Genomic DNA, 11,784 nt, shown 5'->3' with positions numbered 1-11,784 from the left:
TCAAAATATTAAAATTCGCTGAACATTTGAAGTAAAGTATTAACGCATCCAGGCAGCAAAGACTCATAAATACAGAAGCCGCTTCGATTAATCGAAGCGGCTTCTGTGAAAAACTGTATAGAAAGTGGAGATAAACTTAGATCTCTACTGCTTTCATCTTTGGAACAAGCGCTTTCATAACAGACCAGGCAATTACGTAAGCCAATGCACAAATTGCGAACATGATCGTATACCCGGTTTCAATATCACCTAAAGCCTCGTATTTGTCAAAAATATAACCACCTAGTTTAGTCATAAACACGCCGCCTAAACCACCTGCCATACCACCAATACCAATAACGGAGGCCACGGTTTTTTTAGGAAACATATCAGAAACGGTTGTGAAGATATTCGCCGACCAGGCCTGGTGAGCAGAAGCTCCAATACCGATTAAAATAACCGGGAACCAGAAACTGATATGTCCGAGCGGTTGAGCCGCCAATACCACTAAAGGAATTAGGGCGATAACTAGCATGGCTCTCATACGTCCATCGTACGGTTTGTAACCTTTATTTATGAAATAGGTTGGAAAATATCCGCCGCCTATACTTCCGAACATTGTCATACTATAAAGTACCGCAATTGGAAGCATGATATCGGTTCCGACCATACCGTACTGGGCCTTGAGATAAGCGGGCAGCCAAAACAAAAAGAACCACCATACGCCATCCGTCATAAACTTACCGAAAGCGAATGACCATGTTTGCTTGAATCCCAACAGGCTGAACCAGGACACTTTTTCTGCCGAAGCTGTACTATCGGCTTCTAGCACAGGCTCTACATCGCTATGGATATAGGCGTATTCAGCCTGGCTTAAACGCTTTTGCTTAGCAGGAGTTTCATAGTAAATAAACCAGAAAATAAGCCATAAAAAGCCAATCGCTCCGATAATCCAGAAGGTGAATTCCCAACCCCAGTGTGCCGCAATCCATGGAACTGTAAGCGGAGCCAGGATAGCGCCAACATTTGAACCTGAATTAAAGATACCGGTAGCGAAAGAGCGCTCCTTTTTAGGAAAATACTCGGCTGTTGCCTTAATAGCTGCTGGAAAGTTTCCTGATTCTCCAAATCCGAGAACAGCCCGGGCAATAATGAATCCCAGAACGGAAACAGATACAGTAGAGAAGCCAAGTATTGCTGCCAACGGAGTAAACAGAGTACCAATATTCACCGCATAAGCGTGGATAATGGCGCCAATTGACCAGATAATAAGTGCCAGGGCAAATCCCCATTTAGTACCTAAACGGTCGATTAACCGACCGGCAAACAGCATTGAAATAGCATATACGAACTGAAAAGCTGCTGCAATGTTCGCATAATCGGTATTTGACCAGCCGAACTCGTCGGCCAGCAAAGGCTGCAATAGGCTTAATACCTGTCTGTCTAAATAGTTAATAGTTGTGGCGAAAAATAGCATGGCGCATATCGTCCATCTGTATTTCCCGATCTTTTCGTGGTTCATTTTTGGGTTGTTAAATTAATTTATTTACAAGATTTAACTGTTTCTAATACTTTAATAGTGTTTTGCGTAAGCAAATCGTACTGCTGGTTTTCCATAATTTCTTTAGTAACCAAATTGCTTCCCATACCCACTGCACATACACCAGCTTTGAACCAACCAGATATATTCTCTTTACTTGTATCTACACCGCCTGTAGGCATAAATAATAAATCGGGAAAAAGAGCCTTAATTCCCGAAAGGAAAGATGGTCCTAAAATATTTCCAGGGAACAATTTAACAAATTTTGCTCCCAATTTCTCAGCTCTGATAATTTCTGTTGGTGTCATACATCCCGGAACCCAAAGCATATTGTTCTTATCGGCAACTTCGGCTGCGTCTTCTACCAGGCCCGGACTAATAATATAATCGGCACCAGCGTCTATAAAAGCCTGCGCAGACTCGGCATTTTTAATAGTCCCAACACCTAAATACATACCCTTTAATTCAGTTTCACAGACTTTTTTCATTTCTCTGAAGTTATTCAGAGCCGCCTCGCCACGGTTAGTGTACTCTACGGTTTTTACGCCCGCTTTGTAAAGTGCTCGCAAAAGTTCAATACTCACCTGTGTATCCTTATGAAAATAAAGTGGAAGAATACCCTGTTCTGGCACTAATTTTAAAAGTTCAGCCTTCTTATCCATGCTAAAAAAAATTTTATTATTTAAGGTTATGTAATTCGGGCTAAAATAGAAATTAAACCTTAAAAACACGAAGATAGAAATTGGTGTCTGAATAATTTTACGCAATCGTTCCCGGCAATTTATCGCAAATTATTGGTAGAATTATACTTACACTCTTCTAAATAAGTGTATTTTTGGCCTTTCATAATTTGAAATTATCAACCTCTTTAAAAAATTATATTATACACTATGTCTAAAAAAGTAGTAACCCTTGGAGAAATCATGTTGCGTTTGTCGACTCCGGGATTCGAGCGTTTTGTACAAAGCGATAGCTTTGATGTAACTTATGGCGGTGGTGAAGCAAACGTTGCTGTAGCTGTAACTAATTATGGTTCTAACGGAGTATTTGTTTCCAAAGTTCCTGATAATGCTATCGGACAGGCTGCAATTAATCACTTACGCCGCTATGGTGTAGATACACAATATGTGGCTCGCGGTGGAAAAAGATTAGGCATTTATTTCCTTGAAACTGGTGCTTCTGCCAGAGCTTCTCAAGTAATTTATGACCGTGCGGATGCTGCTATCTCTGAAGTTGATGCTTCTGAATTTGATTGGGATGCTATTTTTGAAGGTGCAGATTGGTTCCATACAACTGGTATTACTCCTGCATTGAGCGACAAAGCTGCTGCTTTAACTTTAGATGCATTAAAAGCGGCTAAAGCGAAAGGTATCACTACCAGTATCGACCTTAACTACCGTAAAAAACTTTGGAGCAAAGAAAAAGCACAATCGGTAATGACTGAGCTTTGTAAATATGTTGATGTTTGTATCGGTAACGAAGAAGATGCTGAAACTACTTTAGGTTTTAAATCTGAAGGTACTGATATTACTAAAGGCGAATTAAACCTTGACGGATACAAATCTGTATTCAAACAAATGAAGGAAAAATTCGGCTTTAAATTCATTGCCTCTACTTTACGTGAGAGCCACAGCGCATCAGATAACGGATGGTCTGCTTTGGTTTATGATGGCAATGAGTTCTACCACACAAAACAATACGAAGTACGTATCGTGGATCGTGTTGGTTCTGGAGATTCATTCGCATCAGGCTTAATTCATGGCTTAGTTACCGGCATGTCTATGGCAGACGCTGCTGAATTTGGTGTTGCGGCTTCGGCATTGAAACACACCATTCCTGGTGATTTAAACCATGCTACACTTTCTGAAGTTGCAACCTTGATGAAAGGTGATGCTTCTGGCAGGGTGCAAAGATAACCACCTACCCCCTGAAGGGGGAAGTATAGAGCTTATCCGTCTTACTGCTTGGTAAGACGGATTTTTTGTTTAACTAATTAAAATATAACCATGATAATAGATTCATTAGAAAACTCAGCAAAATACAATAGCCTGAACCCGCTTTTCTCTGCAGCGTTTGAGTGGATAAGCAATCAGGACCTGACCACCCTTGAAGATGGAAATTACCAAATCCAGGACGGGTTGAAGGCTATTATGAGCACGAAAGGTGGTAAAACAGCTGCCGAATCGCTTGAGAAATTTGAGTGCCATCAAAAAGCCATTGATATTCAGCTCTGCATTAGCGGAACAGAAACTATTGGCTGGAAACCCATTTCCAAATGTCAGAACTTTAGAGCGGAGTATAATCCTGAAAAAGACGTAACTTTTTATAATGAAACGCCTGATATGTACTTCCAGTTAACTGATAATCAATTCGGAATTTTCTTCCCTGAGGATGTGCACGCACCGATGATTGGGGATGGAGTGATCAAGAAGTTAGTGGTGAAGGTGAAGATATAAGAAAAATTGCTTTCTCAGTTGGAAAAGGGATATGCTTGAGGGTGTATCCCTTTTCCTTTTTTGGCTACCAAGGCGGGAGCTCTCCGCTCGTAGAGTGTCGGCGGCTATTTATTTTGTATACAAAGACGTCAGGGCACGAAGTTTTCCTTCTTTGCGCCTTAGAGCCTTTGTGGCAACTTTACTCTATGCTACAAAGACGCGAAGGCAGTAAGCTTTCCCATCTTGCGCTCTTCAGCCTAGTAGGCCCAAAACTTACGTTACAAAAAAAGGAGCACCACTTTCATGATACTCCTTTTAAAATGATATTTAATTTCTTTACAAAGTCACCCCAGTCTTGAAAATCGCAATCTCACGGAAGCCATTTTTTTCATGATGCGCTTTCTCGCCATTGGCTACTCTTAAAATTTTATCTACAAATTCTTCTAAAGCCTCGTCGAAAGTTTTGTCTTCCGCTAATGGGCCTGCATTGTAGTCAATCCAATGAGGCTTTTTGGTAGCCAGCTCAGAATTAGTCGCAATTTTTAAAGTTGGAATAAAACTTCCAAACGGTGTTCCGCGACCAGTGGTAAATAATACGATATGACAGCCAGATGCACCTAAAGCTGTGGTAGCAACCAAATCGTTACCCGGAGAAGATAATAAATTCAACCCCTTTTTGTGTAAACGCTCGCCATATTTTAATACGTCGACTACATTAGCAATACCACCTTTTTGAGTACAGCCCAACGACTTGTCCTCCAAGGTGGAAATACCGCCTGCTTTATTTCCCGGAGACGGGTTTTCGTAAATTGGTTGCTTCTGATCTATAAAGTATTGTTTAAAGTCATTGATCAGGTGAACGGTCTTGTCAAAAACTTCTGGGTTCACACAACGATCCATCAAAATTTGCTCAGCACCGAACATCTCAGGAACCTCAGTAAGAATAGTCGTTCCTCCCTGGCTGATTAACCAGTCAGAAAAATAGCCCACCAAAGGGTTAGCTGTAATACCGGATAAACCGTCAGATCCACCACATTTTAAGCCAACCCGAAGTTCAGAAACCGGAATAGGCTCACGTTTATCCTGACGAATTTGCTCGTATATTTCTTTTAATAATGCTTTTGAATCCTCCACCTCGTCAGAAGTACTCTGGCTGGAAAGAAACTTGATCCGGCTTTTATCGTAATCTCCTAAGGAGATCATAAACTCGTCGATCTTGTTATTCTCACATCCTAAACCCAGAACTAAAACACCACCGGCATTGGGGTGCAGGGCAATGTCGCCAAGGATTAAACGAGTACTTTCATGATCATCACCTAGTTGCGAACATCCATAACTATGCTTAAACACCTCAATACCGTCAATGTCAGTTGGGTTTTCTTCCATCTTAAACTCACGGATAATCTGCTCGGCAATACCGTTTACACAACCTACTGTCGGAACAATCCAGATTTCGTTGCGAATACCCACATCTCCGTTTTTACGGCGATAGCCGTTAAACGTAAGATTTCGGTTTGGATGAGGAAGCTGCTCAATCAAGTTCGGATTATAGTTATAATCAAATACATCCTTTAGATTAGTTCTCACATTTTGCACGTGAACATGCTCGCCCATTTTAATATCGGCAGTAGCATGACCTATAGGATAACCGTATTTTATAATATCGGTTCCATTAGCGATCTCTTCAGTAGCTATTTTGTGCCCCTTTTCAATATCGTTTAACACGATAATGCGCTTGCCCTCAACTTCAATCACATCACCTACACTAAAATCTTTTAGTGCAATGATCACATTATCGCGCGAATGTATTTTAATAAACTCTTTCATTGTATCTCATATATTTCTTACCAACAGTAAATCAGTAGTTTACCCTACAAAAATAAGATAATTGACGCTGAATTCTGTCTTAAAAGTGTTACTATTTAAACAGTTTCAATGGCTTTTTCCATCCCGCTGTTTACAATGCTTTGCAAATGCTTAGTAACAGCTGCAGTTAAGCCCTCCACTTTGTTCAGGTCCATTTTCCAATTCTTCTCAAAGCCCAGTACTTCAACAACAACCGACTCTAAAGACTCGTCGCTGCCATCGTATCTCGACCATGCATTTTTTAACAATTCTAAAAGAACGGCATCATCATTTAAAGAAATTGCTTCCTCGCCGCGTTTTCCTCTGTAAAAAGCGATAGTTGCAGCAAGAGCAAATGATAGCTTTTGCGGAACGGCGCCGTGTCTGTTTTTATATTCAAGAAGCGAAGGCAATACCCTTGTTTCAAACTTAGACCACGAGTTTAATGAAATACTCATCAGCAAATGTTTGATATAAGGATTTCTGAAACGATCAATTACATCGTTTGCAAACTGCTCCAATTCTTCTTTTGACAGGTCTAAGGTTGGAATGATCTCTTCAAAAATTGCATCCTTAATAAACTTACCTACTACCGGATGCTCTACTGATTCTCTAACGGTATCCAAGCCATATAAGTATGCAACAGGAACCAAAGTAGTATGTGCACCGTTCAGGATTCTAACTTTACGTGTACGGTAAGGGGTCATGTCCGTCACGTATTTAACGTCTAGTCCGATGGAAGGAAAAGGCAATTCCTGCTGAAGCGATTCCGGAGCCTCAATTACCCATAAATGGAAGTGCTCGCCTTCTACCACCTGCTTATCTTCATAACCAAGCTCTTCAGTAATTTCTGCGATACGCTCTCTCGGGTACCCGGGAACAATGCGGTCAACCAATGTATTACTAAAGGTACATGCAGAATTTAACCAGTTCACAAAACCGTCGCCCAAAGCCCATGTATCAGCAATTTGAAGTACAATACGCTTTAAATTATCTGCGTTCTTTTCAATAAGCTCGCAGGGAATGATATGCACACCTTTCGAAGCGTCGCCGTTAAAGGTTTTATATCTGTGGTTTAACCAAACAGCAAGTTTAGCCGGATAGGAATTTGGCGGCGTTGCGGTTGCTACGTCTGCATCATCGTAAGCGATACCTGCTTCGGTGGTGTTCGATATTATATAGCGCATTTCAGGCTGCTCGGCAGTCTTCAAATAGGCGTCAAAGTCTTCATATGGATTAATCGCACGGCTAATCACATCAATAGTTTCGTGCGTGCTTTCCGGCTTTCCGTTTTTCAATCCGCGCAAGTACAAGGTGTACAATCCATCCTGATCGTTGAGCATGTTGGCCATACCATTAGCAATAGGCTGTACCGCCACCACAGAGCCGTCGAATTTTCCGCTTTTATTTAACTCGTGGAACATCCAGTCAACAAAAGCCCTAAGGAAATTACCTTCACCAAACTGAAGAATTTTTTCAGGACGCTCTTTGTATCCTGTGTACGTGGTTTTGTTTAATAGCATTGTATAATATTTAAAAATTCAAAAGTTAAAATTCAAAATCTATAACCAGGAGCACTCCGCCAACTGGCGAACCGGGCTAACTGCTTCAATCCCTCACGCGGGCGAACCCACAACTTTCCAAAAGTTTAGAACTTTTGGAAAGTTCAGCCCTTGGCTGGATTCCACCAATCGGCCTACTTTCTGTTTTCCGTCCTAAGCTTGGTCACCCCAAACACATCTTGTTCGGTTGCATCGCCCTGCTCCTGCAATTTTCCAAAAGCAGCAGCTGTAGCATAGTCAACAATATCTTGCGTGTTGTGCTTATTATAAAATCCGTAGATCAGTCCGGCCATAAAACAATCACCGCTCCCAGATCTGTCAATCACACCCTTTGTTCTAAACTCCTGCGAGTTTAGCTGCTTCCCATCGGTAAACAAACTGGTATAATACAACAAGTTCTGCTGATCGTTGTCGAAACGAAAAGTGTTTGCCACCGACTTGCACTTTGGAAACTTCTTCATTATCTCGAGCGACGTTGCTCTGGCCTGTTCCAGGTATGCTTCTTTCGTCCCCTTCTCGTGAATATTATCATCAATCGAAGTTCCTAAAAGACTGTTAGCAGACCAGATATTTCCCATCACCAGATCGCAATGCTCTACCAGGGCAGGCATTACTTCAATTGGGGCTTTGCCGTATTTCCATAACCGCGAACGGTAATTTAAATCAACAGAAATAGTAATATTTTTTCGCGACGCTGCTTCCAGTGCTTCAAGGCATACATCTGCCACGTTTTCATTCAGCGCAGGACTAATAGCCGTAAAGTTGAACCAGGATACGTCGCGCAGAACCTTGTCCCAGTCGATCATCCCCCGCTTTAACTCCGAAAACGACGAGCGGTCCCGATCATAAACTACGCTGCTTTTCAAATCGGCACCGCGGTTAAGGTAGTAAACACCTACCCTGCTGCCCGATCTCACTATTGAGGACGTATAAATTCCCCTGTATTCTAAATAATCAATAATATAATCAGACATAAAGTTGTCAGGCAAAACCGTGCAGTATTTAACCGGCACATTCCAACCTGCCAGGGCCGTAGCAGTATTAGCCTCTGCTCCTCCCATATACAGGAGGAAAGGGTTCTTTTCTGCTTCGTCATTGGGTGCTGGAGAGACACGTAACAGCAGCTCTCCGAAACACAAAACTTTAGTTATCACAATTCAATATTAATGGCTGCAGTGGCGGCCTGTTAAGTTTTTTTAAAGCTCAACTTGCGAACGTTAAACCGGATGCGCAACTTTCCAAAAGTTTAGAACTTTTGGAAAGTTCTACCGGCAACACTTCTACAGCGTGAAATAATTCTTGGCGTTATAGTAACAGATGTCCTTCACTACTTTTCCAGCCCACTCGATATCATTTGGAATTTCTCCGTTCTCGATATCATCACCAAACAAATTACACAGAATCCTTCTGAAATACTCATGACGGGGAAAAGACAGGAAGCTGCGTGAATCTGTTAGCATTCCTACAAAACGGCTCAATAAGCCCATGTTAGAAAGTGCATTCATTTGCTTAATCATCCCGTCTTTCTGGTCAAGGAACCACCAGCCAGAACCCCATTGCACTTTTCCGGCAACAGAACCATCATTAAAGTTTCCGATCATTGTAGCCATCAATTCGTTATCAGCCGGATTTAAATTGTATAGGATCGTTTTAGCCAACTTGTCTTCAGTATCAAGCTTATTCAGAAATTTAGAGATCTGTCTGGCCTGGCTAAAATCGCCTATGGAATCCCAGCCCGTATCCGGACCAAGCTGAGTTAACATACGTGTATTATTGTTGCGTAATGCGCCAAGGTGATACTGCTGAACCCATCCTTTTTCATGATCCCAGATGGCAAACTGGAAAAGCATAGCTGATTTAAACTTCAAAACCTCCTGGTAAGTGATCGCCTGATTAGCACGAATTTTAGAAAAAATCGCCTTTATCTCCTCATCTGTATAGTCTTCAGCATAAATTTGCTCTAAACCATGGTCCGATATCGAACAACCATTGGCCGCGAAGTAATCATGGCGCTTTTTAATTGCTAAAAGATAGGTATCGTAATCGCCGACGGATATATCTGTAACCGCTTCTAACTTAGCAATGTAGGCATTCAACCCGGCTACATCATCCGCAGCCATTGCCTTATCGGGACGAAATGCAGGACGAACTGTTATATCGCTGCCATCCTTAGCTAATTTTTGGTGCCACTCTAACGAATCAATAGGATCATCAGTAGTACAAACTGCTTCAACCTTCCGCATTCTAAGCAAGCCCTGAACCGAATACTCTTTGGTTTGAAGCTTTGCGGTACATTCTTCATAAATTCTTCTGGCCGACTTGCCGTCTAAAACCCCATGAACGTCGAAGTACCTTTGAAGCTCCAGGTGAGTCCAGTGGTAAAGCGGATTACGCAAAGTGTAGGGCACAGTTTCTGCCCATTTTTCAAACTTCTCATAATCACTTTTATTGCCGGTGATATAGGCTTCATCAATACCGTTGGTTCTCATGGCGCGCCATTTGTAATGATCGCCGTAAAGCCAAACCTGGGTTAGATTCTCGAAATTAATGTCATTCGCTATCTGATCGGGTATCAAATGATTGTGATAGTCGATAATAGGCATGTCCTTAGCAAAGTCATGATAAAGTTGCTTCGCTGTTTCTGTATTCAGTAGAAAATCCTGATCTAAAAATTTCTTCATAACTAAAGTGCTTTCATCGCGAAAGCGATATTACGTTTTTAAATTTTAAACTATAATGATACCCCTCGTTTCCAGGGAATAAAATCGTCTTGTCCGTGCCTTACCGCACTAACTTCAACCTCGCCGCTGGCCACCCGAATAATATAGTCGAGAATACGTTCACCGGCCTGCTCAATGGTTTCATCACCTTCTATAATTGTCCCAGTGTTCAAATCAATGATATCATTCATTTTTTTATAAAGAGGTGAATTAGTAGCTATTTTCACAACAGGTGCTACCGGGTTACCGGTAGGTGTGCCCAAGCCCGTGCTGAACAAAACAATGTTAGCGCCGGATGCCACCTCGGCTGTAGTCGATTCGACATCATTTCCTGGTGTGCACAACAAGTTTAAACCCGGCTTAGTTACCTTTTCGGGATAATCGAGAATTTCAACAACCGGAGATGTTCCGGCCTTTTTAGCAGCACCTGCCGACTTAATGGCGTCAGTAATCAAGCCATCTTTAATATTTCCGGGAGAAGGGTTCATGTCAAAACCTGAACCGGCTTCTTCCGCTCGCTGCGCGTAAATTTTCATTAACTGCGAAAAGCGCTCGGCACTTTCAGTAGTGACGCAGCGGTCGCTTATGTTCTGTTCTACGCCGCAAAGTTCAGGGAACTCTGCCAGGATAACTGAGGCGCCCAGGGCAACCAGCAAATCTGACGTATAGCCCATTGCAGGGTTCGCAGAAATACCCGAAAAGCCATCGGACGCACCGCACTCTAACCCAACACATAACTTACTTAATGGCGCTGGCCGGCGTTCTATTTGATTGGCTTGCACCAATCCCGCAAAGGTTTGCTTGATGGCTAAGCTCAGCATCTCCGACTCCGAACCAATATTTTGCTGTTCGAGAACATACAGCGGTTTGCTGAAATTTGGATCACGTTTCCTTATCTCTTCATTTAAAATGTCGACCTGAGCATGCTGACATCCCAAACTCATGATGGTTGCACCGGCCACATTTGGATGTGTAACGTATCCGGCCAAAAGTCCGCATAAAGCAATAGCATCCTGACGCGTACCGCCACAGCCACCGGCATGTTTAAGGAATTTCACGCCATCAACATTAGGGAATAGCCGCTCTGATTTGGAAACGTAGTCAACTTCCGAAAGCTGGCTGTTTAGAATGCTGTCTACATCCGATCCTGACTTATACAAATTGATCAGTTGTTTGGCCTGATTAGCGTAGGTTTCATTTCGGCCGTAACCTAACTGTTTAACCAGCGCCTCTTCAAGAACTTCCAGGTTGCGATTTTCGCAGAAAACCATGGGGACAACCAGCCAATAGTTTGCCGTTCCTACACTTCCATCGGGACGATGAAAGCCATAAAATGTTTTTGATTTATATTTTGAAACATCGGGGGCATTCCACTCGGCTTTTCGCTCGCCGATGCTGAAGTCGTTGGCTGCATGTACCAGATTAGCTGTAGATATCAATCCACCCTGAGGAATCGCAGACTGCGCTTTCCCGACTAAAACCCCGTACATGGTAACCTCGTCGCCGGGCTCAAGAGCCCCGGTAGAAAATTTATGCTTGGCAGGAACTCTGTCTTGCAATAGATATTCCTTGTCTTCAAAAGTTATAACCTCTCCACGTTCTAAGTCAGTCAAAGCGACTAACACATTATCCTGAGGGTGTACTTTTAAAACTCGTTGTTTCATTTTATAGTGGATATGACAACAGGCAGGCTAAGATTCGAC

At 42.4% G+C, this 11,784-nt stretch carries 9 protein-coding genes; 2 read left to right on the top strand and 7 right to left on the bottom strand.

All coding sequences use genetic code 11. The features are described from left to right. Positions 1–136 precede the first annotated feature (136 nt). Positions 137–1,501 (bottom strand): MFS transporter, encoded by a 1,365-nt coding sequence (locus J3P43_RS04610; RefSeq protein ID WP_255899634.1) that lies wholly within the window; start codon positions 1,499–1,501, stop codon positions 137–139. Between the two features lie 20 nt (positions 1,502–1,521). After that, positions 1,522–2,181 carry a bifunctional 4-hydroxy-2-oxoglutarate aldolase/2-dehydro-3-deoxy-phosphogluconate aldolase gene (locus J3P43_RS04605; protein WP_255899631.1) on the bottom strand — a complete coding sequence of 220 codons (660 nt, stop codon included), beginning with the start codon at positions 2,179–2,181 and terminating at the stop codon, positions 1,522–1,524. 228 nt (positions 2,182–2,409) lie between these two features. Between J3P43_RS04605 and J3P43_RS04600 the strand changes: the two genes are divergently transcribed. Both J3P43_RS04600 and J3P43_RS04595 read left to right on the top strand, forming a co-directional pair. Beyond that, on the top strand, positions 2,410–3,435 hold the full coding sequence (locus tag J3P43_RS04600) for a sugar kinase (RefSeq protein WP_255899628.1): 1,026 nt from the start codon (positions 2,410–2,412) through the stop codon (positions 3,433–3,435). Between the two features lie 90 nt (positions 3,436–3,525). Then, on the top strand, positions 3,526–3,975 hold the full coding sequence (locus J3P43_RS04595; RefSeq protein ID WP_255899625.1) for a NanQ anomerase/TabA/YiaL family protein: 450 nt from the start codon (positions 3,526–3,528) through the stop codon (positions 3,973–3,975). 315 nt (positions 3,976–4,290) lie between these two features. Here J3P43_RS04595 and J3P43_RS04590 read toward each other — a convergent pair whose 3' ends face one another. The 5 genes from J3P43_RS04590 to J3P43_RS04570 all read right to left on the bottom strand — a co-directional run bounded on the left by J3P43_RS04590 (position 4,291) and on the right by J3P43_RS04570 (position 11,745). Then, positions 4,291–5,781 carry a UxaA family hydrolase gene (locus J3P43_RS04590; protein WP_255899622.1) on the bottom strand — a complete coding sequence of 497 codons (1,491 nt, stop codon included), beginning with the start codon at positions 5,779–5,781 and terminating at the stop codon, positions 4,291–4,293. A gap of 95 nt (positions 5,782–5,876) precedes the next feature. After that, positions 5,877–7,322 carry a tagaturonate reductase gene (locus tag J3P43_RS04585; RefSeq protein ID WP_255899619.1) on the bottom strand — a complete coding sequence of 482 codons (1,446 nt, stop codon included), beginning with the start codon at positions 7,320–7,322 and terminating at the stop codon, positions 5,877–5,879. Between the two features lie 173 nt (positions 7,323–7,495). After that, a complete protein-coding gene (locus J3P43_RS04580) occupies positions 7,496–8,515 on the bottom strand; it encodes a sugar kinase (protein WP_255899617.1) in 1,020 nt (339 codons plus the stop codon). A gap of 126 nt (positions 8,516–8,641) precedes the next feature. Further along, the gene (gene uxaC / locus J3P43_RS04575; RefSeq protein ID WP_255899615.1) at positions 8,642–10,042 is read right to left on the bottom strand and encodes a glucuronate isomerase; all 1,401 of its coding nucleotides are present in this window, start codon (positions 10,040–10,042) and stop codon (positions 8,642–8,644) included. Between the two features lie 50 nt (positions 10,043–10,092). Continuing rightward, entirely contained in the window at positions 10,093–11,745 is a 1,653-nt protein-coding gene (locus J3P43_RS04570) for a UxaA family hydrolase (protein WP_255899612.1), read from the bottom strand. Between the last annotated feature and the right edge of the window lie 39 nt (positions 11,746–11,784).

Origin of the sequence: Paradesertivirga mongoliensis, from assembly GCF_024436395.1 — a bacterium.
Taxonomy (GTDB): Bacteria; Bacteroidota; Bacteroidia; order Sphingobacteriales; family Sphingobacteriaceae; genus Paradesertivirga; species Paradesertivirga mongoliensis.
The sequence above is the reverse complement of the archived record's forward strand: the minus strand, read 5'-3'. Positions and strand labels throughout refer to the sequence as shown.